The organism is Streptomyces sp. ITFR-6, from assembly GCF_031844725.1.
Classification (GTDB): Bacteria; Actinomycetota; Actinomycetes; order Streptomycetales; family Streptomycetaceae; genus Streptomyces.
Genome location: NZ_CP134612.1, coordinates 1,147,747 through 1,174,238, shown reverse-complemented (window position 1 = coordinate 1,174,238; position 26,492 = coordinate 1,147,747). Strand labels below are relative to the sequence as shown.

10 protein-coding genes and 1 pseudogene are annotated in these 26,492 nt (G+C 72.3%); 7 read left to right on the top strand and 4 right to left on the bottom strand.

Translation table 11 applies throughout. The features are described 5' to 3' along the window. Positions 1–41 precede the first annotated feature (41 nt). Both RLT59_RS04985 and RLT59_RS04980 read left to right on the top strand, forming a co-directional pair. Positions 42–1,106 (top strand): annotated as a pseudogene (locus tag RLT59_RS04985) (sensor histidine kinase). Further along, positions 1,103–1,807, top strand: a complete 705-nt coding sequence (locus tag RLT59_RS04980) for a response regulator (RefSeq protein ID WP_311302244.1) — start codon at positions 1,103–1,105, stop codon at positions 1,805–1,807. Before RLT59_RS04985 ends, RLT59_RS04980 begins: the two are co-directional and overlap by 4 nt. 15 nt (positions 1,808–1,822) lie before the next feature. Here RLT59_RS04980 and RLT59_RS04975 read toward each other — a convergent pair whose 3' ends face one another. Beyond that, complete coding sequence (locus RLT59_RS04975; RefSeq protein ID WP_311302243.1) at positions 1,823–2,887, bottom strand: lipoate-protein ligase LplAB; 1,065 nt, start codon at positions 2,885–2,887, stop codon at positions 1,823–1,825. Positions 2,888–3,314: 427 nt separating this feature from the next. After that, positions 3,315–4,073 (bottom strand): SDR family NAD(P)-dependent oxidoreductase, encoded by a 759-nt coding sequence (locus RLT59_RS04970; RefSeq protein ID WP_311302242.1) that lies wholly within the window; start codon positions 4,071–4,073, stop codon positions 3,315–3,317. Between the two features lie 150 nt (positions 4,074–4,223). On the opposite strand from RLT59_RS04970, the gene RLT59_RS04965 reads away from it, so the two are divergent. Beyond that, positions 4,224–4,871 carry a TetR/AcrR family transcriptional regulator gene (locus RLT59_RS04965; RefSeq protein ID WP_311302241.1) on the top strand — a complete coding sequence of 216 codons (648 nt, stop codon included), beginning with the start codon at positions 4,224–4,226 and terminating at the stop codon, positions 4,869–4,871. A gap of 233 nt (positions 4,872–5,104) precedes the next feature. On the opposite strand, the gene RLT59_RS04960 is transcribed toward RLT59_RS04965, so the two are convergent. Together RLT59_RS04960 and RLT59_RS04955 are read right to left on the bottom strand one after the other, a co-directional pair. Continuing rightward, positions 5,105–7,807, bottom strand: a complete 2,703-nt coding sequence (locus tag RLT59_RS04960) for an NPCBM/NEW2 domain-containing protein (protein ID WP_311302240.1) — start codon at positions 7,805–7,807, stop codon at positions 5,105–5,107. A gap of 320 nt (positions 7,808–8,127) precedes the next feature. Beyond that, positions 8,128–9,075 carry a methionyl-tRNA formyltransferase gene (locus RLT59_RS04955; protein ID WP_311302239.1) on the bottom strand — a complete coding sequence of 316 codons (948 nt, stop codon included), beginning with the start codon at positions 9,073–9,075 and terminating at the stop codon, positions 8,128–8,130. 249 nt (positions 9,076–9,324) lie between these two features. On the opposite strand from RLT59_RS04955, the gene RLT59_RS04950 reads away from it, so the two are divergent. The 4 genes from RLT59_RS04950 (at position 9,325) to RLT59_RS04935 (ending at position 26,479) form a co-directional block, all read left to right on the top strand. Beyond that, positions 9,325–10,674 carry a lysine N(6)-hydroxylase/L-ornithine N(5)-oxygenase family protein gene (locus RLT59_RS04950; protein WP_311302238.1) on the top strand — a complete coding sequence of 450 codons (1,350 nt, stop codon included), beginning with the start codon at positions 9,325–9,327 and terminating at the stop codon, positions 10,672–10,674. Positions 10,675–10,795: 121 nt separating this feature from the next. Then, complete coding sequence (locus RLT59_RS04945) at positions 10,796–11,839, top strand: iron-siderophore ABC transporter substrate-binding protein (RefSeq protein ID WP_311302237.1); 1,044 nt, start codon at positions 10,796–10,798, stop codon at positions 11,837–11,839. A gap of 124 nt (positions 11,840–11,963) precedes the next feature. Continuing rightward, positions 11,964–26,273 carry a non-ribosomal peptide synthetase gene (locus RLT59_RS04940; protein WP_399124825.1) on the top strand — a complete coding sequence of 4,770 codons (14,310 nt, stop codon included), beginning with the start codon at positions 11,964–11,966 and terminating at the stop codon, positions 26,271–26,273. Continuing rightward, positions 26,270–26,479, top strand: coding sequence for an MbtH family protein (locus RLT59_RS04935; RefSeq protein ID WP_123463937.1), 210 nt, complete (start codon positions 26,270–26,272; stop codon positions 26,477–26,479). Before RLT59_RS04940 ends, RLT59_RS04935 begins: the two co-directional genes overlap by 4 nt. The last annotated feature ends 13 nt before the right edge of the window (positions 26,480–26,492 follow it).

Genomic DNA, 26,492 nt, shown 5'->3' with positions numbered 1-26,492 from the left:
GGCGATGCCGCCGTGGACGTACGGGAGTTAGGGTGCGTCACATGAACGGCGAAACGGGGGAGAGCGGCCGGCGTGCCCTGCTGCTGGACGCGGCGCTCGCGGTCGCGACCGGGGCGGCGGTCATCGGCGCGGCCTCGGCCGCGTCGGCGCCCGGCCCCCTCGATCTGCTGCTCGTCGCGACCGGCGCGCCGGCGCTGGCCGGGCACCGCCGGGCGCCCCGCACGGTACTCGTCGTCACCACGCTGGCCATGTCCGGCTACGTGCTCCACGCGCATCCGGGCAGCTGGGCGGCGTTCCCCGTGCCGGCCGCGGTGCACGCGGCCGCCCGCAGCGGAGAACACCGTGGAGCGCACCCTGCTGCTGCTCGGCTGGTTCCTGTGCGCCGGGGTCACCGGGCTCATCGACAAGAACTGGCAGGCCTACCTGCGCCAGACCGAGCAGCGCGCCCTCGACGCCGAACGCGGCCGCGACGAGATCGCGCTGCGCAGGGCGGGGGAGGAGCGGCTGCGGATCGCCCGCGAACTGCACGACTCCCTCACCCACTCCATCTCGATCGTCAAGCTCCAGGCGGGAGTCGCCGTCCACCTCGCGCGCAAACGCGGCACCGAGGTGGAGCCCGCCCTCCTCGCCATCCAGGAGGCGAGCGGCGAGGCGATGCGCGAGCTGCGCGCCACGCTGGAGGTGCTGCGCACGGACGTGGTCGAGCCCGGCACCGGCCTCGACCGGATCGGTGAGCTGGCGAGCGCGCCCGCAGCGGGGGCATCGCCCTCGCGGTCACCGTCAGCGGCGACGAGCGCCCACTGCCGTTGGCCGTGGACCGGGCCGCGTACCGCATCGTGCAGGAGGCCCTCACCAATGTGGCCCGGTACGCCGGCCGTGCCCGTACCACCGTCGAACTCGGCTACGGGGAACGGGCCCTGACCGTACGCGTCGAGGACCACGGGCCCTGCGCGCCGGGCGACGCGGTCACCGCCGGCACCGGTCTCACCGGCATGCGTGAACGCGTCACGGCCCTCGGCGGCACGCTGGACGCCGCGCCGAGGCGGTCCGGCGGCTTCTCCGTACGCGCCGAACTGCCGCTGCGCACCGCGGAGACCACCGCATGAGCGAGGAGACCGGCGGCCCGGTACGGGTGCTGATCGTCGACGACCAGGCCCTGATGCGGGCCGGCTTCCGGGCGCTGCTCGACGCGGAGGACGGCATCGAGGTGGTCGGTGAGGCCGCGGACGGCAGGGCGGGCCTTGAACTGGCCCGGCTGCACACGCCCGACACCGCACTCATCGACGTGCAGATGCCGGTGATGACCGGGATCGAGGCGACCCGGGCCATCGCCGCAGACCCGCTGCTGAGCGGCGTCCGCGTCGTGATCCTGACCAACTACGGCCTGGACGAGTACGTGTTCGAGGCGCTGCGTGCCGGGGCGGCGGGCTTCCTGCTCAAGGACACCGAGCCGGCCGAGCTGCTCCGGGCCATCCGCGTCGCGGCGAGCGGCGACGCGCTGTTGTCGCCCGCCATCACCCGCAGACTGATCGGCGCGTTCGTCGCCCGGCCTCCCGACCGGTCCACCGCCCCCGGATTCGAGACCCTGACCCGCCGGGAACGCGAGGTGAGCGCCCTCGCGGCCCGCGGGCTGACGAACGAGGAGATCGCCGCGCACATGGTGATCAGCCCTTTCACGGCCAAGACGCACATCAGCCGCGCCATGATCAAGCTGGGCGCCCGGGGCCGCGCCCAACTCGTCCTGTTCGTCTACGAGTCGGGGCTCGTCACGCCCGGCGAACCGGGGCGCGGGCCGTCCCCGGCCTGACCGGAACGGCCGCCCCTACGGCACCCGGGCGGTCCACTCGGCGGTGCCGAACTTGGTGCGGACGAGCTCCTCGGCCCGGTCCTGCTCGTCCTGGCTCACCGTGCCGGTGGTGAGCCCGTGGCGGGTGCGGAACGACTCGATCATGTTGTTGATGACGACGCCGCGGGGGAGACCGGTCTGCCGGCGGAGGGGGTCGACGCGCTTCTTGGCGCTCTTGGTGCCCTTGTCGGACATCTTCTCGCGGCCGATCCGCAGGACGTCGAGCATCTTGTCGGCGTCGATGTCGTAGGACATCGTCACGTGGTGCAGCACCGCGCCCGGTCCGCCGTCGTGGCCCACGACGCGCTTCTGGGCCGCCCCGGCGATCTTCCCGACCTCGGTCGCGATGTCGTTCAGCGGCTGGTACCAGGCCTTGATGCCCATGTCGCCGAGGGCTTCGAGCACCCAGTCGTCCAGATAGGCGTAGCTGTCGGCGAAGGAGAGCCCGGAGACGAGGGCGTCGGGGACCGAGAGGGAGTAGGTGATGGTGTTGCCCGGCTCCACGAACATCGCCCCGCCGCCCGAGACCCGGCGTACGACGCTCACCCCGTGCCGGGCGGCGGCCTCGGCGTCCACTTCGTTGCGCAGCGACTGGAAGCTGCCGATGATCACGGCGGGTGAGTCCCACTCCCAGACCCGGAGCGTCGGCGGACGCCGTCCGGCCGCGACCTCCGCGGTGATGACCTCGTCGAGGGCCATGTGCAGGGCGGGGGACTGCGGCTGCTCGTGGATGAGCTGCCAGTCGTAGTCGCTCCACTCGGTGGCGTGGGCCAGTGCCCGGCGTACGGCGACGGCGATGCCCTCGGAGGTGAGGCCGAACATCACGGTCGAGGCGGGGAGCGCCGCGTCGATCCGGGCGGTGAGGTCCGCGGTACCGGTGTTGGCCGGGGCCCCCTCCAGCGCCGTGTCGATGGCGAGGATCGCCTCGTCCGGTTCCAGGAAGAAGTCCCCGGCGACGCGTACGTCGCGCAGGGCGCCGCCCTCGACGTCCAGGTCCACGACGACGAGCTTGCCGCCGGGGACCTTGTTCTCACCGTGCACGGCTTCGTTCCCTTCCCGTGCGCGGAGTGGACCCTGAGCCTGTTGCTCCGATATCCGGATAGACGCGCACGTACTTCGCATCGCATTTTAATGCTCGCGCCCGACGAGCGGTGCGGAGCCTCGGTGCGGATGGAGTGACACCGGACGCGCGACCGCCGGACCTGTCATACGCCCGCGGGCCGGACTGAACCCGGCGTACAGCCCGACTCGTCTGCTCTTACCTGCGGTTTTGCCTCTCGAAGGACGCAGGAGGCGCCACCGAACCGCGCCGGAATCCCTTTCCGGACCGGCGGACGACCGCCGCGTTACTCGGTGGGAAGACCTGGACGTCGCTCTTCCGGATCTGAGCCCCGTGCTCGTTTCGCCCGTACGTACGCCGCGTGTCCTCTTCGGTCTTCCGGGCGGCCTCGGAGTCCGAGTCCACGCGCTACAGCAGGGCGCCGCCGGACACTTCGAGCCGCTGGGCGGTGACCCATCGCAGGTCCTCGGAGGCGAGCGCGGCGATGGCGTCCCCGACCTCCTGTGGTTCGCCGACGCGGCCGAGCGCGGTCTGCGCGCTCAAGCCCTCGCGCATCTGCGCGTCGTCCCGCATGGCGCCGCCGTTGAAGTCGGTGGCGGTCGGCCCCGGCGCGATGGCGTTGACGCGGATCTTGCGCACCCCCAGCTCCATGGCCAAGGTCCGGCTGAGGACCTCGACCGCCGCCTTGGAGGCCGAGTAGACCGAGGTGCCGGCACTCGTGTGGCGGCTGAGGGAGGAGGAGACGTTGATGATCCGGCCCCCGTCGGCCAGCACGGGCGCGACCGCCTGGATGAGGAAGAACGTGCCGCGCACGTTGGTGTCCATCACCGCGTCGTAGTCGTCGACCGTGACCGCCTCCAGCGGTCCGAACAGCCCGATCCCGGCATTGTTGACCAGGACGTCCAGCCGGGTCGCCTCCCAGCGCTCCAACTGTGCGGCCAGTTGGGAGACGAAGGCGGGGAAGGAGGCCACGTCGCTGATGTCCAGCCGCAGTGCGGCGGCCGTGGCGCCGGTGTCCTGAATGCTCCTGACCGTCTCCTCGGCCTCCTGCGCGTCGCCGCGGTGGGTGACGATGACGCGCAGCCCATGCCGGGCCAGCGACTGGGCCGTGGCCCGGCCCAGCCCGCGATTGCCGCCGCTCACCAATGCGATCCTGCCTGACTCCATGAGTGCTTCTCCATGCGGTGACGGAACGACGCCGACGGGGAGTACTCCCGCCGACCGAATGCGAGTCGGTCGACTCGCCTCCCTGTCCACGTAAACACCTGCGTAGTGGCGAGTCAAGTGACTCGCCCCGGGGTGGGTCATACTGGGCCCATGACCGCAGGACTCTCCGCGCACCATCAACAACTCGCTCAGCGCAAGCGCGAGGCGATCGCCGCAGCGGCCACGAAGCTGTTTCTGCAACGGGGCTATGACGGGACCTCGCTGGCGAAGATCGCGCAGGAAGCGGTTGTCTCGAAGTCCACGTTGTTCAAGCAGTTCCCTACCAAGGCGGCGCTCTTCGAGGCCATCGTCACCGAGTACTGGAAGGGCGGGCCGGACCCGACGGCGCCCGCGACGCAGTCCGGGGACCTGCGCGCCGGCCTGCACGCGATCGGCCGCCAGTACGCCGCTCTGATCGGCCGGCCCGAGATGGCGGCCCTCTTCCGCATCGTCATCGCCGAACTGCCGCGCTTCCCGGAATTGGGACGGGCCCAGTTCGAACTGGGCAAGCTGCCCTACTTCATCTCCGTCCAGCACTACCTGGAGGCCGAGCACGCCGCAGGCACCGCGGTGGTACCCGACGCGGAGAGCGCCACCAACCAGTTCCTCGGAATGATCGCCAACTACGTGCTGTGGCCGCGGATGCTGCTCGCCGACTGGAGCCCCGCGCCTGCCGACGTCGACCACGCCGTCGAGGAGGCGGTCGCGACGATGCTCGCCCGCTACGCCCGTGGCGCCAACGACTCGCGGCACTCCTGAGGGCTCCGGCGCCGCCCCGGGTGCGGACGGCGCACGCCCCCGCCCCCGGAACGCGGCGGGCGGCTGCCGGGTCCGTGGCGTGGCCGCGCTGTGAGCGGCGCCCGGAGGAGGTCGCGCCTCGGGCGGTGCTGGGCGCGGCCACCGCGGACCGATCGCGTGCTTCAGCGGCGCGCCGCCGTGAGCCGCGGATGGTTCCGCGGCTCACGGCAGGGACGTCTCCCGGGCCCGTCCGGTTACCGGCGGGCGGAGCCGGCCGCGATGTGCAGCCGTGCGTCGGCCCAGTCCGCGTGGTCCGAGTCGTTGCCGTCGCCGCCGTCCGTCACGCGCAGGGTCAGCTGCCGCACGCCGGTGACGTCGATGTCGAAGGCGTGGGCGGCGTCATCCGGGCCCATCACCCCGCTCGTGCCCAGTGCCTTCCCGTCTCCGATGACTTCGAAGACCACGGAACCCTTGTCCGGCTTCTCCTCGTCGATGCCGGCGTCGGCGCTGAAACGGTCATAGGCACCGCCCAGGTCGACGGTCACCTCGGAGGGCGCGTGCGTGCCGAGCCCCTTGTCGTAGGTCCGGCCGCCGATCCGCAGCGGGCCCCCGTCACCCTTGGCCGACTCGCCGTTGGACGTGTCCCGTTCGACCGGGCCCCAGCCGTTGCTCTCCGCCGAGAAGGGAAGATCGCTGACGTAGTCGATGCCGGGCGGTGACACGAAGACACGGGCCTGCCTCCGCAGACTCAGTTTCGGGGCTGCCGCCCCCGCGGCCGGGTCCCGGTAGGTGACGGTGACCGGGATGTCCGTCCAGCCGTAGGCGGGCTGCTCCGGCACAGTGATCCGCCAGTCCGCGGTCAGCGGCTGACCGGTGGACAGCTCGGCGGCGGTCGCCCCCGGCCCCTCGACGCTCCAGCCCTCCGGGGCCTTCGCGCTGAGCGTGACATCGGTGACCGGACCGGACTCGTCGATCGTGAAGCTGCCGTCGAGTGTCACCTCCGTGCCCGGATCCGCCGAAACCTGCCGGGGGTCCACCGTCAGCGTGCCCGAGGGGACACGGCGTACGGGCTCGTCACAACTGGCCCGGCCGGGCACGGCACGACAGGCGATCGCGACGAATCCACCGTTCTCGACGCCCGGTACCTTGAGGGTGTCGTGGCGGGTGAGCAGCCGGCTCTCCCGGACCAGACCGTCCGAGCCGTCGCGGACCAGGTCGACCCGCCACTTCCCGCCGCTCAGGAAGTCCAGCGGCACCTGGTGGGTGCGAGCCGAGCCCGCGGTCATCTCACCCAGGAACCATCGGGCGCCACTGCGTCGTGCGAAGCCGGCGCTCCGACCGGGCGCGCTGCCCTTGAGCAGCTCCGTCTCGTCCCAGACCGCCGGTACCTGCTCCAGGAAACGGGCCAGTTCGGGACGGGCCCGGTACTCCTCGATGCCGCCCGCGAAGTTCTGCAGACCCGACTCGAAGATGACGGACAGGGCCAGTTCCGCCGCATCGGACGTGTTGCGCTGACCGAACTGGAAACCCATCGGGGTGAAGTCCATCGACCCGACGACGTTACGGGTGAACGGCAGCGTCGCGATGTTGTCGGCCCGGACGTCGCCCTGCTCGGCGCCGTGCACCGCCTCCATCGACATCACCTGAGGCCAGGTGCGCTGGATGCCGTTCGGGATCGTGGAGCCGTGGAAGTCGACGAGGAGTTCGCGTTCGGCCGTTGCTTCGAGTATCTCGTCGTACCACTGATAGCGCGCACGGGTGTCGGAGTCCATGAAGTCGATCTTGAGACCGGCGGCGCCCCACTTCTTGACCTTGTCCAGCTGTGCGTCACGCTTGGCGGCGGTGTCGAGGTCCGTCCAGGCCATCCACAGCAGGATCTTCACTCCGCGCCGTTTCGCGTAGTCCATGAGCTGCGGCATCCAATCCGTGGTCTTCCAGCCGTCGTCGACGAGGGCGTACTCCCACCCGTGCGCCGCGGCGTAGTCCACGAACCTCTCCTGCGTCTCCAGGCTGCGCTGAGCCTCGCCGAACCCGGCCAGCCATGACCAGGCGACCTTCCCGGGTCTGATCCAGGAGGTGTCGCGGATCCGGGACGGCGGCGCCAGGTCGTCGATGAGGGTGGACTCGGTGACGGTCGCGAGATCACCGATCACGGCGGTGCGCCACGGGGTGGTGAGCGGTCCGTCCGAGTGGACCTCCTTGTCGGCCAGGGCCACCTCGTAGCTGCCGGTGCCCTGTTCGTGCACCAGACGGCTGCCGGAGTACCTGCCGTCGAGGTCCGACTCGGCGAGCAGGACGTTCTGGGCGCCCACCTGGAAGAGTGCCGGGTAGCCGTACTCGCCGCTGCCCGCGGAGGCGGCCGTGGTCCGGTCGTAGGGCTTCTCGTGCGGGGCGGCGTAGGCGCTGAGCCAGGCCGGGGAGGAGGCCGGGAGCCGGAAGGCGGAGGCCTCGTGCTCGACGGTCACGCCGTTCCCGCCGGGCAGCACATAGCGGTAGGCCACGCCGTCGTCGGAGGCCCGGACCACCAGGTCGAGGCGTGCACCGCCCTTCCCCTCGAAGGCGAACCGCGACTCGTTCATGTGGACGGACCGCCAAAGCCGCTTGCCGACGGTCGTCGTGTACTTCTCGTCGACCGCCCGGCTGTCACGGTGCAGCAGGCGCAGCCCCGAAGTCAGGTCCGCCCGGTCGGTGACCACGCCGACGGGCGCGGGTTCCAGGACCGTCCGTCCGCTCTGCCGGACGGAGAAGTCGAGCGAGCCGTCGGCCCGGTCGAGAGTGACGACCGCGGTGGGCCCGCCGCGCTGCACGGTCCATGACGTGGCAGCGCCGCCGGAATGTGGACTGACAACGTTGTCGGAAAACGCGCTCGCCGGGTTGGCCGAACCCAGGGCCAGTGCGGCGCTGACCGCCGCGGCCATCAGGGCCATGGGGCCGGCACGTAGGTGTCGCCGTCTCATCCGGTCCTCCGTATCGAAACCGACCAACTACCGACAGCACCGGACGACTTCGCACAGTGCTGGTGCTTGCTTACCGTCGGAGTGATGCCTGTAAACAGGCTGTGTCGGAATGGTTTCGTCGTGCACGGCCGTGCGGGCGAGCACCGGGCTTTCCCGCGGACCAGCGCTGGGCGGCCTGCTTCGAAGAGCTACAGCCGGCCCCTGACCCCTGGGGCTCTTGTCCGGGCAGCGGCCGCACGCGCGCCTCGCTGCCCGGATCGTTTCTTCGAGCCGTCTCCCGGGCCCGCCGGGGCTCCGGCCTGCCCGGCTGCCGCGGGTGCTCAGGGGCGGCTGGTGAGGTATCCGCCCATGGAGGTGAAGTACTCGGTCGCGGGCAGCTCCCGGCCGTCCTCCGTGCGCACCCGGGTGATGGCGAGACCGTGGTTGAGCCCGGTGCGCGCGTCGACACCGGCGACGATCACGACTCCTTCGCCCTCGCGGTAGAAGACGCGGCCGGGCGTGCCGCCGTACCGGCCCTCGGACACGACGGCGGACACCACCTCCAGCCGCTTGCCGCGGTGGAAGGTGAAGGCGTTCGGGTACGGCGACGTCTGGGCGCGGACCAGCCGGTCCAGCACCTCGGCGGGCCAGTCCCAGTTGATGCGGATGTCCTCCTCCGCGCGCTTGTGGAAGAACGTCGCCTGCGAGCGGTCCTGCCGGGTGAACTCCGTCTCCCCGGAGGCGATCCGGTCCAGCGCGCCGATGGTGACCGGGGCGATCAGGTCGACGGTCTTGTGGAACAGGTCCACGGAGGTGTCGCCGGGCTCGACCTTCACCGCGCGCTGGTCCACGATGTCGCCGGCGTCGAGCACCTCGTCCATCATGTGGGCGGTGACGCCGACTTCGGTCTCACCGTTGATGAGCGCCCAGATCAGCGGCGAGAACCCGGCGTACTTCGGCAGCAGCGAGTCGTGGATGTTGAGCGTGCCGTGCGGCGGCAGGTCGTAGATGCGCGGCGGGATCCAGGTGCGCCAGTTGTTGGCGACGATGATGTCGGGAGCGGCCTCCTGGAGCAGCCGGAACAGCTCCTCGTCGTCGGGCCGGTTGCGGATGATCACCGGGACGCCGTGCTCCTCGGCCAGGTCCGCTACGGAATCGCTCCAGATCTTCTCGTACGCGTGCTCGCTCTTGGGATGCGTCACGACTGTCACCACGTCGTGCTCGGACTCCAGGAGGGCTCGCAGGGTGCGGTGGCCCCAGGTCTGGTAACCGAACATGGCGACCCGCATGGGTTCCTCCTCAGGTGAGCGACTGATCGACGCCAAGTAAAGCAAGCCTTACCTAATGACGCAACGGACCCTGTTTTCTGGCGTGTTAGGTAGGGCACTTGGTGATTAGTCCGGTTTTGTCTGGTCGACAGACCTGTTGAAGTCAGGTTAGCTTTACCTAAGTTCCACTGGCCGTCGCTCTCGGCGTGCCCGCGTCCCGTTCTTTTCGTCCACGCCTGACAGGCGGCTGTCCCGCACGATGGGAGTGACATGTCACAGGTTGATCCTGGCGACGCACCTCTGATCCACGACCTCATAGGAATCGGCTTCGGGCCGTCCAATGTGGCCCTGGCGATCGCGCTCAGCGAGCACAACGCGCGAGTGGGCAGGCAGGAGGCGGTCACGGCACACTTCTTCGAGCGCCAGCCCGCCTTCGGCTGGCACCGCGGCATGCTGATCGACGACGCGACGATGCAGGTGTCGTTCCTCAAGGATCTGGTGACGCTGCGGGACCCGTCCAGCGAATACACCTTCCTGCGCTACCTGCAGAGCCGGGGCCGGCTGATCGACTTCGTCAACGGCAAGAACCTCTTCCCGCTCCGCGTGGAGTTCCACGACTACTTCGAGTGGGCCGCCGCGAAGGTCGACGACATGGTCAGCTACGGCCACGACGTGATCTCCGTAGAACCCGTCCTGCGTGACGGAGTGGTGGAGTACGTCGATGTGACGTCCCGCTCCGGTACCGAGACCGTCGTCCACCGCGCCCGCAACCTCGTCGTCGGCACCGGGCTGCGACCGCTGATGCCGGAGGGCGTCGAGCGCACAGACCGGGTCTGGCACAACTCCGACCTGCTGGCCAAGGTCGACGCGCTGGAGGGCACGGAGCCCGCCCGGTTCGTCGTGGTCGGCGCCGGGCAGAGCGCCGCGGAGAACGTCGCCTACCTCCACCGCCGCTTCCCGCGCGCCGAGGTCTGCGCGGTCTTCTCCCGTTACGGCTACAGCCCGGCCGACGACAGCAGCTTCGCCAACCGGATCTTCGACCCGGAGGCGGTCGACGAGTACTTCACCGCCCCGGACGACGTCAAGCGCAAGCTGATGGGCTACCACGGCAACACCAACTACTCCGTGGTGGACATCGACCTGATCGACGACCTGTACCGCCAGGCGTACCAGGAGAAGGTGCTCGGCACCGAGCGGCTGCGCTTCATCAACATCTCCCGGCTGACCGGTGTCGAGGAGGCCGCGGACAAGGTCCGCGCCACCGTCACCTCCCTGGTCACCGGCGAGGAGAGCACGCTGGAGGCCGATGTCGTGGTCCTCGCCACCGGCTACAGCCCCGTCGAGCCCCTGAGCCTCCTCGGTGACGTCGCGCGGCACTGCCACCGCGACGAGGAGGGCCGGGTCCGGGTCGAGCGTGACTACCGCATCGCGACGGACGACGAACTGCGCTGCGGTATCTACCTCCAGGGCGGCACCGAGCACACCCACGGCATCACCTCCTCGCTGCTGTCCAACACCGCGATCAGGGTCGGTGAGATCCTCGACTCGATCGTCGAGCGCGGCCTGAAGGGCGCCTCTGAAGGCCCCCGCCCGCTCGCCGGCGGCGTAGCCGCACCCTGATCACCTCCGTTCCCGGTCCGTCATCGGCCCGCCCCCCACATTTTCGCCCCGCCCGCCGCTCGTACGGCAGTACGCGGCGGGCCGGGCACGCACAGTGAAAAACCCCTTGAAAGGAACATCCGTGTCCACAGGTACACGCCCCGCGCTGACGCGGCTCGTCAGATTCGCACCCCGAGTGGCAGTCGCGGCCGTCGCCGCCGTCGCTCTGGCCGCCTGTGGGGGCGGCGACGACAAGGCATCGTCCAGCACCTCGGCAGAGGCGGGCGCGAAGTCCGGTGCCTTCCCGGTGACGGTCCAGCACAAGTACGGCAGCACCACGATCGAGTCGGAGCCCAAGCGGATCGTCACCCTGGGCCTCTCGGACCAGGACGCGGTCCTCGCGCTCGGCGTCAAGCCCGTCGGCTCCGTGGACTGGTTCAAGGAGAAGCCGTACGGCAAGTGGCCCTGGACCAAGGCCAAGTGGGGTTCGGACACGCCGGACATCGTCGGTGAGCGCGACGAGTACAACATGGAGAAGATCGCCGCACTCAAGCCGGACCTGGTCATCGCCCAGTACTCGGGGATGAAGAAGGAGCAGTACGACACGCTCTCCAAGTTCACCAAGGTCGTCGCCCAGCCCAAGGACCTGCCCGACTACGGCGCCTCCTGGCAGGTGATGACCCGGCAGATCGGTGCGTCGCTCGGCAAGAAGGCGCAGGCCGAGAAGCTGATCACCGGCATCGACGCCGACTTCGAGAAGGTCCGTGACGAGCACCCCGAGTTCGCCACGAAGACCCTCGCCGTGGCCGACAGCTTCGAGGCGGGGAAGTACTCGGCGTTCACGAAGACCGACCCCAAGTCCATCTTCTTCTCCGAGCTGGGCTTCAAGCTGAAGCCGGAGATCGACAAGCTGGCCAAGCCGGGCTGGAACGCCGCCGAACTCAGCTCGGAGAAGCTGAACGTGCTCGACGTCGACCGCCTGGTCTGGGTGACCTCCAGCACCGACGCCAACGACCGGATCAAGGCCGAGCCGCTCTACAAGAACCTCGAGGTGAGCAAGGACAAGCGCGATCTGTTCGTGCCCTACCAGGACCCGGACATCGGCGCCGCGTTCTCCTTCAACACGGTCCTCTCGATCCCCTACGCGATCGACCAGATCGTGCCGCTGCTGACCGCCGTCAAGTAGCGCACCGCCCCACCTCAGCAGGACCGAACAGGGGTGCCCGTCCGATGGTGCGCCGGCCCGGCGCGCCATCGGACGGGACGTCCTCTCCTTGCCGTACATCATCAGGGAAAGGCCATTTCGTACGATGTTTGACGCCGAGTCGGACCGCACATCCGCTACCGGGATCCCCATGACCGGCGGGCAGGCCGGGATCTGGCCGGCCCAGCAGATCGAGCCGGACAGCGCCGCCTACAACATCGTCTTCGCCCTGGACCTGCGCGGCTCCACCGATCTCGGCCGGCTCGCCGCCGCAGTCCGGCAGGCCGTCACGGAAGCCGACTGCCTGCACGTCGAGTTCACCCCCGGTGACGGTGACGGCGGCCCGCGCCAGAGCGCCGTCACCGTCTCCTTCGAGGTGCCCGTCGTCGACCTGCGCGACGCACCGGACCCCGAGACGGCCGCCGCCGACTGGGCCACGGCCGAACGCGAACGGCCAGCCCCCCTGGACCGGGCACCGCTCTTCGCCCAGGCACTGCTGCGGCTCGCGGACGACCACGTCCGCTGGTACCAGCGCTACCACCACATCGTGCTCGACGGCATCGGCGTCACACTCATCACCCGCCGGGCCGGTGAGCTCTACACCCTGGGCACACGGGCCCCCGCCCACCCTGGCCCCTCCCTCGCCCGGCTGGTGGACGCCGACCGGGAGTACCGCGCCTCAGCGGCGCACGAGACGGACCGCGCCTGGTGGCAGGAGCGCCTGACCGGCCGGGCGGAGCCGGTACGCCTCGTCGAACGCGGCCACTCCCTGACGGCCCGGCGGCTGCGGCGCACCGTCGAACTCACCGGCCAGGACGCCGAGCGGCTGCACACCGCCGCCGGGAACGCCGGGGTCCGGCCGTCCCGGCTGCTGGTCGCGGCCGTCGCCACGTATCTGCACCGGGCCACCGGCGAACAGGACGTGGTCCTCGGACTGCCGGTCGCCGCCCGCCGGGACCCCGTGTCCGCCGTCGTCCCGGGCATGGTCTCCAACGTCGTCCCGCTGCGGCTGACCGTCCGCCCCGGCACCAAGGGCGCGGACCTCGTCGCGGACGTGCACCGGGGGATCTCGGAGGCCGCCGAGCACGGACGCCACCGCGCCGAGCACCTGGCCAGGGACCTCGGACTGGTCGACGGCGTCCGGGAACTCGTCGGCCCCACCGTCAACATCCTGCCCAGGGGCGAGGAGTTCGGCTTCGACGGGCTGCGGACCGAACTCCGCCCCGAGTGGCTCGGCCCGGTCAGCGACCTGGCGTTCGCCTTCTCCGAGAGCCGCGACGGCCACGCCGTCACCGTCCACCTCGACGCCGACGCGGACCTCTGCGACGCGGAGGCCCTCCGCGACCACGAACGCCGCTTCCGCACCGTGCTCAGCGCCCTCATCGACCGCCCCGGGCGGCCCGTGGGCCGGATCGAGCTGACCTCCGGCGCCGAACGCGACCGCCTGATAGGGGAGTTGGCCGTCTCCCCGCGCGAAGTGGCCGAACTCTCCTGGCCCGCCGCCTTCGAAGCACAGGTACGCCGCACACCCGAGGCCGTCGCGCTCGTCTGCGAGGACCGCGAACTCGGCTACGCCGGACTCAACGCCGCCGCCAACCGGCTCGCCCGGCTGCTGGCCGCCAGAGGCGTGGGCGCCGGCGACGTCGTCGCCGTGGCACTCCCGCGCTCCCCGGAACTCGTGGTGGCGCTGCTCGCCGTGATGAAGGCCGGCGCCGCCTACCTCCCGCTGGACGCCGACCACCCCCGGGACCGGACCGCCTACATGCTGTCCGACGCCGGGGCCACCACCGTGCTCAGCATCCGGGAACTCGCGCCCCACCTCCCGGCCTCTGACGCCGGCCACCTGCTGCTCGACGAGCCGGAGACCGCCGCCGCCCTCGCCGCCCAGGACAGCACGGACCCGGGCACCCCGGTCGTCCTGGACCAGGCCGCCTACGTCATCTACACCTCCGGCTCCACCGGCCGCCCCAAGGGCGTGATCGTCACCCACGACGGCGTCGGCAGCCTCATCGCCACGGCCACGGACCGGATCGGCGTCACCTCGGAGAGCCGGGTCGTGCAGTTCGCCTCCGTCGGCTTCGACGTGACGGTCTGGGACCTGATCATGTCGCTGTGCGTCGGCGGCCGGATCATCGTCGTCCCCGCCGAACGGCGGGTCGCCGGGCCCGCCCTCACCGACTACATCGCCCGCCACCGCGCCACCCACATGATCCTGCCCCCTTCGCTCGTCTCCGCGCTGCCGCCGGAGTGCGAACTGCCCGAGGGCGCCGTCCTCGTCGTCGGCACCGAAGCGGTCCCGAGCGAGCTGATCGCCCGCTGGTCCGGGCGGCTCCAGGTCGTCGTCGCGTACGGACTGACCGAGGCTAGCGTCAACTCCACGCTGTGGCTGGCCCGTTCCGGCCGGCCGGGTCCCACGCCCATCGGCCGGCCCGACCCCAACACCCGCACCTACGTCCTGGACGCCGCACTCCGGCCGGTGCCGGTGGGCGTCGAGGGCGAGCTGTACGTCGCCGGACGCGGCCTCGCCCGCGGCTACCTGGGCCGACCCGCCCTGACCTCGGAACGCTTCGTCGCCGACCCGTACGGCGAGCCCGGCGCCCGGATGTACCGCACCGGCGACCGGGTCCGCTGGGGCGCCGACGGCAATCTGGAGTTCCTGGGCCGGGCCGACGGCCAGATCAAGATCCGCGGCCACCGGATCGAACCGGGCGAGATCGAGAGCGCCTTCATGGCCGCCCCCGGGATCGCCCAGGCCGCCGTGCTGGTCCGCGACGACCACCGGGGCGTCAAGCGCCTCGTCGCCTACCTGGTCGGGGACGGCGACGACGCCGCCACCACCGAGACGGCCGTCGCCGCCGCACGCGCCCAGGTGGCCGGCGCCCTGCCGGACCACATGGTGCCGACCGCCGCCGTCGTCCTGGACGGGCCCCTCCCGCTCACGCCCAACGGCAAGCTCGACACCCGCGCCCTGCCCGAGCCCCGGTGGACGGAGGTCAGCGGGACCGACGCGCCCACCGGCCCGGCCGAGACCGTGCTCGCCGCTCTCTTCGCGGAACTGCTCGACCTGCCCGCCGTGGGCGTCCGCAGCAGCTTCTTCGAGCTCGGCGGCGACAGCATCGTCGCCATCCAGCTGGTGAACCGGGCCCGCGACGCCGGTCTCACGATCACCCCGCGCGAGGTCTTCCGGCTCCGCACCGTCGAGGCCCTGGCCCGCGCCGCCGGGACGGCGCCCGCCCCGCCGGCACCCGCGCACGGGCTGGACGAGGACGCGCTGCCCGTCTCCCCGCTCCAGGAGGGCTTCTTCTTCCACGCCGCGTTCGACGCGGGCACCGCCGACCTCTACCTCGTCCAGGAGCTCCTGGAACTCGACGGGCCCGTCGATCCGGACCGGCTGCGCGGCGCACTCCAACTACTGCTGGAACGGCACCCGTTGCTGCGCGCCTCGTTCCGCCAGCTCCCCGGCGGAGAGGTCGTCCAGCGCCTCGCCGGCCACGTCACCCTGCCCTGGCAGCAGGCCGACACCGCGGACACCACCCTCGACGACGTGCTCCGGGCCGACCGCGCCCGGCCCTTCGACCTGGCCGAGCCGCCGCTGCTGCGCGCCACTCTCGTACGGGACGGCCACCGGCACCGGCTGCTGCTCACCCTGCACCACATCGTCGCGGACGGCTGGTCCGTCTCGGTACTGCTGCGCGAACTCACCGCCGCCTACCGGGGCGAGGAGCTCCCCGCACCGGCCGCACCCCACCCGTACCTGGCGTGGCTGGCCACCCGGGACCGGGACAGCGCGCGGGAGGCGTGGCGGCAGGCGCTGTCCGGGCTGGCGGGGCCGACCCGGCTCTCCGCCCTCGCCGCCGGGGCGGACGGCGAGCGGGCCCCGGCCCGTCCGGAGCAGGTGGACACCCGGCTGCCCGAGGAGCTGACCAACGCCCTCACCGCGTACGCCCGCACCCACGGCCTCACCCTGAGCACCGTCATGCACGGCGCGTGGGCGCTGCTGCTCGGCGCCCTCACCGGCAGCGACGACATCGTCTTCGGCACCACCGTCTCCGGCCGGACCACCGAGGTCGCGGGCCTGGACTCCGCGGTGGGCCTGTTCATCAACACCGTCCCCGCCCGGGTGGCCCTGCGGCCGGAGGAGTCGCTCACCGCACTCCTGCGCCGCGTCCAGGACGAGCACACGGCGCTCCTGGACCACCAGCACCTCGGCCTGGCGGACATCCAGCGGATCGCGGGCGGCGGTGAACTCTTCGACACCCTCGTGGTGTTCGAGAACCACCCGGCCCCGCAGACGCCCGCGGACCACGGCCCGGACGCGCTGCGCATCACCGGCAACGACGTCACCGACGCCGTCCACTACCCCCTCGCGCTCGTCGTCGAGCCCGGCGGAGACGGGCTGCTGCTACGCCTCAAGCACGACGCGGCCCGCTTCGACCAGGTGACCGTGGCCGTCCTCGCCAACCGGTTCACCGCACTGCTTCGCACCCTGGTGGCCGAGCCCGGCCGTACCGTCGCCAGGACCGGCCTGCTGTCCGAGCGCGAACACGCGCACCTCGCCGGGCTGAACGCCACCGCACGGCCCGTCCCCGAGGCCACACTCGCCTCGCTCTTCGCCGAGCAGGCGGCCCGCACCCCCGGCGCCCCGGCCGTGGTTTTCGAGGACACCACGCTGACCTACGCCGAACTCGACCGGCGCGCGGAGGCGCTGGCCCGGCGGCTGCGGTCGCGCGGGGCGGGCCCTGAGCAGTACATCGCGGTGGCCGTGCCCCGCTCCGCCGAACTGATGGTCGCGCTGCTGGGCGTCCTGAAGACCGGCGCCGCCTATCTGCCGGTCGACCTCGACTACCCCGCGGAGCGGGTCGCCTTCGTGCTCGGTGACTCCGGCACCCGTACGGTCGTGACCACGGCGGAGGCGGCCGGGCGGCTGCCCGGCGTCCCCGGCATCGACCTGCTGTTCGTCGAGCGGGACGATGCAGAGGGGGACGCGGGAGTCACCGAGACCCCCGTGCGGCACGCCGGTCCGGACGACCCGGCCTACCTGATCTACACCTCCGGCTCCACCGGCCGCCCCAAGGGCGTCACCGTCACCCACCGCGCCGTCGTCAACCGGCTCGGGTGGATGCAGGGGGAGTACGGGCTCGGCGCGGACGACCGGGTCCTCCAGAAGACCCCGGCCGCCTTCGACGTCTCCGTCTGGGAGTTCTTCTGGCCCCTGGTGGAGGGTGCGACCGTCGTCCTCGCCCGCCCCGGCGGCCACCGCGACCCCGGCTACCTGGCCGGGCTGATCCGGGCACGGCGGATCACCACGCTGCACTTCGTACCGTCCATGCTGGCCGCTTTCACGCAGGCCCTGGAGTCCGACACGGAGCACCCGGACTGGGCGGCGAGCCTGCGAAGGGTGTTCTGCAGCGGCGAGGCCCTCACCGGAGCCCAGGCCGCCAACTGGTCCGAGCTGACCGCGCGTTCGGGGCGGGCGGCACACGTGCCGCTCCACAACCTCTACGGGCCCACGGAGGCGGCGGTGGACGTGACCTCCTTCGCCTACCGCCACGACGCTGAATCCGGGCCCGCCGTGCCCATCGGCCGCCCGGTCTGGAACACCCGGCTGCACGTACTGGACCCGTTCCTGCGCCAGGTCCCCGGCGGGGTGGCGGGCGAGCTGTACCTCGCCGGGGTTCAGCTGGCGCGGGGCTACCACGACCGGCCGGGCACGACCGCCGAACGCTTCGTGGCCGACCCCTTCGGCGGACCGGGCGAGCGCATGTACCGCACCGGTGACCTGGTGCGGCGCCGCGCCGACGGCGCCGTCGAGTACCTCGGGCGCACCGACCGGCAGGTCAAGATCCGGGGCAACCGCATCGAACTCGGTGAGATCGAGGCCGCCCTGGCAGCGCTGCCGGGCGTCGCCCGAGCAGCGGTGATCGTCCGTGACGGCGCGCTGGCCGGCTACGCCGTGCCCGTACCCGGCACGGTCCTGGACACCGACGCCCTGCGCGCGGCGCTGGCGGAGGCGCTGCCCGCGCCCATGGTGCCGGGCACCGTCCTGGCCCTGGACGCCCTGCCGCTGACGCCCAGCGGCAAGCTCGACCAGAACGCCCTGCCGTCCGCCGCGCCCGCCCCCCTGACCGGTGGCCGGGCCCCGCGCGACGAGCGCGAGAGCGCCCTGTGCGAGATCTTCGCGGAGGTGCTCGGCGTGCCCGGGACCGGCGTGGACGACGACTTCTTCGTCCTCGGCGGCGACAGCCTCAGCTCGATCACCGTCGCCACCCGGGCCCGTGCGCGGGGTCTGGTGATCGGCCCGCGCGACGTGTTCGAGTGCCGGACCCCGGCCGCCCTGGCCGCCGCCGCGCAGCCGGCGGTACCCGGCTCCTCCGCGCCCGCTCTGCCTGAGCCGGTCACCGACGCCGTGACCGTGTCCGCCGCAGAGGCCGGACCGGCGGCCGCCGCCCTCCAGGCCGTGCTGGCTCTCCAGGAGCAGTCCGGCGCGGACGTGGATCCCGCCCTGCGCGCCCTGCTCGCCCAGCTGACCTCAGCCTCCGCCACGGGCACCGAGCAGTCGCCGGAGCCGGAGCAGCCCGCCCCGCTCGGCGGACTGGTGCTCTCGGCGGAGGAGACCGACCGCGTCGCCACCACCGCCGGGCTCCCGGTCGACGACATCTGGCCGCTCTCCCCGCTCCAGGAGGGCATGTACTTCCACGCCACCTACGACGCGGGCGAGGCGCTCGACGTCTACCTCTCCCAGGAGACCCTGGACTTCGACCACCGCGTCGACGCGGACCGGCTGCGCGCCGCCTGCCGGACGCTGCTGGCCCGCAACACCGGCCTGCGGGCCGGATTCACCGCCGACGGACTGCCCTGCCCCGTCCAGTTCATCGTGGACGGCGCCGAGATCCCGCTCGTCGAGGAGGACCTCTCCGGGCTGCCCGCCGCGCAGCGGCACAGCCGGACCCGGGAGCTGCTGGCCGCCGACCGGCGACAGCGCTTCGACCTGTCCGCGCCCCCGCTCTGCCGGCTGCTGCTGATCCGGCTCGGGGACGGCCGGGACCGGCTCGTGATCACCCATCACCTCATCCTGTGGGACGGCTGGTCCGCGTGGCTGTTCCTGGAGGAGCTGTTCACGCTGTACGAGCGGGCCGGCGACGCCACCGGACTTCCGGCCCCCGGCTCGTACCGCGACTACCTCGGCTGGCTGGACGGGCAGGACACCGGGGCCGCGCTCGCGGCCTGGCGCCGGGCGCTCTCCGGATTCGACGAGCCGACCCTGCTCGCCCCCTCCGGTCGCGACACGGGGCCGGTCATCCCGGTGGACCACGACATCCTGCTCGGCCCGGAGACCAGTGAACTGCTGCGGGCCACCTCCCGCCGCCACGGGCTCACCCTGAACACCGTCCTGAACGCGGCCTGGGCTCTGGTGCTCTCCGCGACGACCGGCCGGGCCGACGTCGCCTTCGGCACCGCCGTCGCCGGACGGCCCGCCGACGTCCCGGACGCGGCCGGAATCATCGGGATGTTCCTCAACACCATCCCCGCCCGGGTCGCGTTCACCCCGGACGAGCCGCTCCTCGCCCTGCTGCGCCGGATGCAGTCCGAGCGCGCGGCCGTCATGCCGTACGAGTACGTCGGACTCGGCGCCCTCCAGCAGGAGACGGGGCACCGCCGGCTCTTCGACACCCTGTTCGTGCTGCGCTCGGCCGACGGCGAGGACCGCGCGGCCGAACTGCGCGGGCGGCACGGCATCACCGCCATGTCCAACGTGGACGGCACGCACTTCCCGCTCACCCTGATCGTCACCCCGGGGCGCCGGCTGCGGATCACCCTGGCGGCCAGGCCGGACCTGTTCGACGCCGAGGCCGCGACCACCATCCTCGACCGCTTCACCGAGGTGCTCGGCAGGCTGGCCGAGCACCTCGACGGCGACCCCACGGGCCCGGCCGGGGCGCGGACCGCCGGTCTCGACCTGCTGCTGCCCGCAGAGCGGACCGCCATGGCCGCCGCACATCGCACCGGCCGCGAACCGGTGCCCGACGAGACGGTGGCCGACCTGCTCGCCGCCCAGGTCGCCCGCACCCCGGACGCGGTGGCGCTCGTCTTCGGCGACCGGGCCCTCAGCTACGCGGAGCTGGACGCCCGGGTCAACCGGCTCGCCCGGCTGCTGCTGGCCAGGGGAGCAGGTCCGGAGAAGGTCGTGGCGCTCGCGCTGCCGCGCTCCATCGAGATGGTGGCCGCGCTCTTCGCCGTACTGCGCACCGGAGCCGCCTACCTGCCCCTCGACCTGGACCACCCCGCGGACCGGCTGCGCCTGATGGCGCGCGACTGCGGACCGCTGTGCCTGGTGTCCACCACCGCCGTCGCGCCCTCCCTGCGCGACGCGGACGGCTCCGTCGCTCCCGAACTCCTGCTGGACGACGCGGCCGTGGCCGCCGAACTGGCCGCGCTGCCGGGCGAGGAGATCACCGACGCGGAGCGTCCCGCGTTCGCGCACGGGGTGCCGGGCCGGCTCGACCACCCCGCGTACGTCATCTACACCTCGGGCTCGACCGGCCGCCCCAAGGGCGTCGTCACCCCGTACCGGGGGCTGACGAACATGCAGTACAACCACCAGAAGGAGATCTTCGACCCGGCCATCGCCTCGGCGGGCGGACGGCGGCTGCGCATCGCGCACACCGTGTCCTTCGCCTTCGACATGTCCTGGGAGGAACTGCTCTGGCTCGTCGAGGGCCATGAGGTCCACGTCTGTGACGAGGAGTTGCGCCGCGACGCGGAGGCGCTGGTCGCGTACTGCGACAGCCACCGCATCGACGTGGTCAACGTGACGCCCACCTACGCCCAGCTCCTCATCGAGGAGGGCCTCCTCGACCAGGACGCGGCCGCCGGGAAACACCGTCCCGCACTGGTCCTGCTCGGCGGCGAGGCGGTCCCGGACACGGTCTGGACCCGGCTGCGCCGCACCGAGGGCACCTACGGCTACAACCTCTACGGGCCGACCGAGTACACGATCAACACACTCGGCGCCTCCACCGCGGACAGCGCGACCTCCACGGTCGGGGTACCGATCCGGGGCACGCGTGCCCATGTGCTCGATTCGATGCTGCGCCCCGTGCCGCCCGGCAGCCCGGGTGAGCTGTACATCGCCGGTACCGGACTGGCCCGGGGCTACCACGACCGGACCGCGCTGACGGCCGAGCGGTTCGTGGCCGACCCGTTCGGTGAACCGGGCGAGCGCATGTACCGCACCGGCGACCTGGTGCGCCAACGCCCCGACGGCCTGATCGACTTCCTCGGCCGCACCGACGACCAGGTGAAGATCCGCGGCTACCGCATCGAGCTGGGCGAGATCTCCACGGCCCTGTCCACGCACCCCGAGGTCGCACACGCGGCGGTCGTCGTCTCCGAGCGGGCGGGCGGCAAACGCCTGGTCGGCTACGTCGTACCCGAGGTTGGCGCCGGGGACGGTGACGCGCTGACCCGGCGGCTGCGCGACCACCTGAAGACCCGGCTGCCGGACTACATGGTCCCCGCCGCGCTCGTCACCCTCGACACGCTGCCCCTGACCGTCAACGGCAAGCTGGACGTCAGGGCGCTGCCCGCCCCCGACCTCGCCGCCGCGGGCACCGGCCGCGCTCCCCGCGACCCGCGCGAGGAGACGCTCTGCGCCCTGTTCGCGGAGGTGCTCGGACTGCCCGCCGGCAGCGTCGACATCGACAGCGACTTCTTCGACCTGGGCGGGCACTCGCTGCTGGCCACCCGGCTGGTGAGCCGGGCCCGTACCGCGCTCGACGCCGAACTGGCGATCCGGGACCTCTTCGAGGCACCGACCGTCGCGGAACTGGTGGACCGCACCGCCCGTACCGCCCGCCCCGATGGCGCGGCCCGTCCGGCGCTGACCGCGGGGGAGCGGCCCGACCGGCTTCCGCTGTCCTACGCCCAGCAGCGGCTGTGGGTCATCCAGCAGATCGAGTGCACCTCGGCCGCGTACAACTTCTCGCTGGCCATGCGGCTGCGCGGTCCGCTCGACCCGGCCGCCTGGCGTACCGCGCTCGCGGATGTGACCGGCCGTCACGAAGCCCTGCACACCGTCTTCTCCACCGCCTCCGACGGCCAGGTGTTCCAGCGGGTGCTGCCCGCCGAGGAGGCGCACCCGGTGGTGGACCACCTCCGGGCGACCGAGGACGAGGTGCCCGGCATCATCGACACGGTCGTCAACCGGCCGTTCGACCTCGCCACCGAACTGCTGCTGCGCGCCACCGTCGTGGAGCTGTCGCCCGAGGACCATGTGGTCGTGCTGCTGCTGCACCACATCACCACCGACGAATGGTCCGACCGGCCGTTCCTGCGCGACCTCGCCACCGCCTACGCGGCGCGCCTCGGAGGCCGGGCACCCGACTGGGAGCCGCTGCCCGTCCAGTACGCCGACTACGCCCTGTGGCAGGACCGGCTGCTGGGCGACCCCGCCGACGGAACCAGCCTGGCCGCCCGGCAGCTGGACCACTGGCGTACGGCCCTGGCCGGCGCCCCGGAAGAGCTCGAACTGCCCACCGACCGGCCCAGGCCCGCCCGTCCCACGTTCTCCGGGGCCGAACTCGACATCGCCTTCGACGCCCCGGTGCACGCCGGGCTGAAGCGGCTCGCCCGGGAGACCGGCGCCAGCATGTTCATGGTGGTGCACGCCGCCGTCGCCGCGCTGCTCCACCGGATGGGCGCCGGGACGGACATCCCGCTCGGCTCGCCCATCGCGGGGCGCGGCGAAGAGGCGCTGGACGAACTGGTCGGCTTCTTCGTCAACACCCTGGTGCTGCGCACGGACCTCGGCGGCGACCCCAGCTTCACCGAACTCCTCGCCCGGGTCCGCGACACCGACCTGGCGGCGTTCTCCCACGCCGACGTGCCCTTCGAATCGGTCGTGGAGGCCCTCAACCCGACCCGCTCGCTCTCCCGCAACCCGCTCTTCCAGGTGATGGTGGGCTATCACGCCCGCACCGGGGATGAGATCCAACTGCCGGGCCTGAGCGTGGAGTTCGTGCCGTTCCGGATCCGCTCCGCCAAGTTCGACCTGGTGTTCAGCTTCACCGAGCACACCGCGCCGGACGGCAACCCCGGTTCGCTCGGCTGCCGGCTGGAGTTCGCCACCGAACTGTTCGACCGGGAGACCGCGGAGGCGATCGGCGAGCGGCTGCGTACGCTGGTCGCCGCGCTCGTCGCCGCGCCCGGACAGCCGCTGTCCCGGGCCGAGATCCTCTCGGGGCAGGAGCGGCAGAGCCTCCTGGAGGGCTTCAACGACACGGCCCGCGAGGTCGAGGAGGAGTCCCTGCCCGCCCTGTTCGCCCGCAGGCTCACCGAACGGCCCGACGCCGTCGCGGTGGTGGACCGGGACCGCTCGGTGACGTACGCCCAGCTCGACGACCGGGCCCGCCGCATCGCCGGGCTGCTCGCCGCGCACGGGGTGGGCGCCGAGAGCGTGGTCGGGGTGGCCGTTCCCCGGTCCGTGGACATGATCGCCACCGTGCTCGCCGCGATGAAGCTGGGCGCCGCGTTCCTGCCGCTCGACCTGATCCACCCCGGTGACCGGCTCGGCTACATGATCGAGGACTCGGGGGCGGCCCTGGTCGTCGGCACCGAGACCGTCGCGGGGAAGATCCCCGGGGTGGCGGGCGTCCCGGTGGTCCTGCTGGACGCCCCCGAGACCGCGGAGGCACTCCAGGAGCCGCCCCAGGCCGCCGTACCCGAGGGGCCCGCAGGCCTGGACCAGGCCGCGTACGTCATCTACACCTCCGGTTCCACCGGCCGCCCCAAGGGCGTGATCGTGCCCCACGAGGGCATCTCGTCCCTGGTGGCCACCGCCGTCGACCGGATGGGCCTGCGCCGCGACAGCCGGGTGCTCCAGTTCGCCTCCACCGGCTTCGACGTCTTCGTCTTCGAGCTCTCCATGGCGCTGTGCCACGGCGGCAGCCTTGTACTCATCACCGATGAGGCACGGGTCGCGGGGCCGGCCCTGACCGACTTCCTCGCGGACCGGCGGATCACTCACATGATCCTTCCGCCGTCGCTGGTCTCCGCGCTCCCGCCCGGCTGCGAGCTGCCCGAGGGATCGACCGTGCTGGTCGGCACCGAGACGGTGCCGCCGGACCTGTTCGACCGCTTCGGCGCCACCGCAGACCTGATCTGCGCCTACGGGCTCACCGAGGCGACGGTCAACTCGACGCTGTGGCGCGCCCGCGAGCACGGCGGCAGCCCGGCCGGCCGGGTGCCCATCGGCCGGCCCGACCCCAACACCCGCGCCTACGTGCTCGATGAGCGGCTGCGGCCCGTACCGGTGGGTGTGGTGGGCGAGCTGTACGTCGCCGGGCGCGGGCTCGCCCGCGGCTACCTCGGCAAGGAGGCACTCACCTCCGAGCGGTTCGTCGCCGACCCCTTCGGGGCGCCGGGCAGCCGGATGTACCGCACCGGAGACCGCGCCCGCCGACGCCGCGACGGCAACCTCGACTTCCTCGGCCGGGCCGACACCCAGGTGAAGGTGCGGGGCTTCCGCATCGAACTGGGCGAGATCGAGGCGGCACTCGCCGCACACCCCGGCGTCGCCCAGGCCGCGGTGGTCCCAGAGCGGGACGACGACATCGTCCGGCTGATCGCCTACGCGGTGCCCGAGTCCGGCGAACCCGACCCGCGGGAGCTGCGCGCCCACATGGCCGGGCTGCTCCCCGAGTACATGGTCCCGGCCCTGGTCGTACCGCTGGACGGGCCGCTGCCGCTCACGCTCAACGGCAAGCTCGACCGCGCCGCCCTGCCCGCGCCCGACTGGTCCGCGATGACGGGCGACGCCCGCCCGGCCACCCCGGTCCAGAGCAGGGTCGCCGCGCTGTTCTGCGAGATCCTCAAGCTGGACGACGTCGGCGTGCACGACAGCTTCTTCGCGCTCGGCGGCCACTCCATGGCCTCGATGCGGCTGCTCGGCCGCATCCGCGCCGAGTTCGGCGTCGAACTCAGCATCAGGGACGTCTTCGACGCGCTCACCGTCGCCGGTATCGCCGGCGCGCTGGAGGGCGCGGGGACGGCCTCCGGGAGCGCGGCCCCGGCCCTGCCCGCGCTGCGTCCTGCCGGGCAACGGGCCGGGGAACTGCGGGCGGCGCCCGTCCAGGACTGGCAGTGGCAGTCCTGCCGCGACGCGCGGGGCGTCGACCACGCGCTGACGCTGCGCTCCACGGGTGGGCTCGACGCCGAGATCCTGGCCGCCGCCCTCGCGGACGTGGTGGCCCGGCACGAGCCGCTGCGCACCGCGTTCACCGAGCGGGACGGCGTGCTGTACCAGCGGCCCGCCCCGGCCCCCGAACTGACCGTGGAGCGGTGCGCGGAGCTGGACGCCCGGCTGGCCGAACTCGCGGCCCTGGCACCCGATCCGGCCGTGGAGGCACCCCTCAGGGCGCATCTGCTCACCGCACCGGACGGCGGCCAGGCACTGCTGCTGACCATGCACTACCTCGCCGTCGACGAATGGTCGGTGGTCCCGCTCTTCCGTGACCTGGTCACCGCCCACACGGCACGCGCCCAAGGCCACGCACCCGACTGGGAGCCGCTGCCGGTCGGCTACGCCGACTACGCCCACTGGGCCCACGAGACCCTCGGCGACCTCTCCGACCCCGACAGCAGGGGCGGCCAGCAGCTCGTCTACTGGCGCCGGACGCTCGACGGACTCCCGGACCGGATCCCCCTGCCGGCCGACGGCCCGCACCCGGCCGGCCAGGACATCTCCGTACGGCCCGGATCCCACGTCGGGTTCGTCCTGGACGAGGAACTGCACGCCGCCGTGGACCGGCTCGCGCGGTCAACCGGCACCAGCATGTTCATGGTGCTCCACTCGGCGCTCGCCGCGCTGCTCACCGGGCACGGCGCGGGCACCGATCTGCCGATCGGCACGATGGTCGCGGGACGCACCGACGAGCAGCTCAGCGATCTGGTCGGCTGCTTCTTCAACACCGTGGTGCTGCGCACCGGCACGGCGGGCGACCCGAGCTTCACGGAGCTGCTGACCCGGGTACGGGAGACGACGCTGAGCGCCCTCGACCGGCAGGACGTCCCGTTCGACGCCGTCGTCCGGGCCGCCGGACTCCCGTCCGGGGGACCGCAGGTGATGGTGATCCACCACGAACAGGCCGACGCGGAACAGCTGGAGGGCGGCATCGGCGTGCTCTCGGCCGTACCGACCGGCGTCACCCGGGCAGACCTGACCCTCAGTTTCTACGAGCCACAGGGCGACGGACCGGTGCACTGCGCGCTGATCCACGCCACCGGCCTGCTGGGCACCGCGAAGGCCCGGCAACTGTCCGCCGCGTACCTGGAGCTGCTGCACCGCGCGACAGCTCATCCGGAACAGCCGCTGTCCGAGCTGTTCACCGCACCGTCCAAGAGGAGTGACAACGCATGACGACCAACCCGTTCGAGGACCCGCAGGGCACCTTCCTGGTCCTGGTCAACGACGAGAACCAGCACTCGCTGTGGCCCGCCTTCGCCGAGGTGCCGGCCGGCTGGCGGACCGTCTTCGGCGCGGACACCCGTGAGGCGTGCCTCGCCCACGTGGAGGCGAACTGGACGGACCTGCGACCGGCGAGCCTCGTCGCCCTCCAGGGCTGACACCCGTACACGA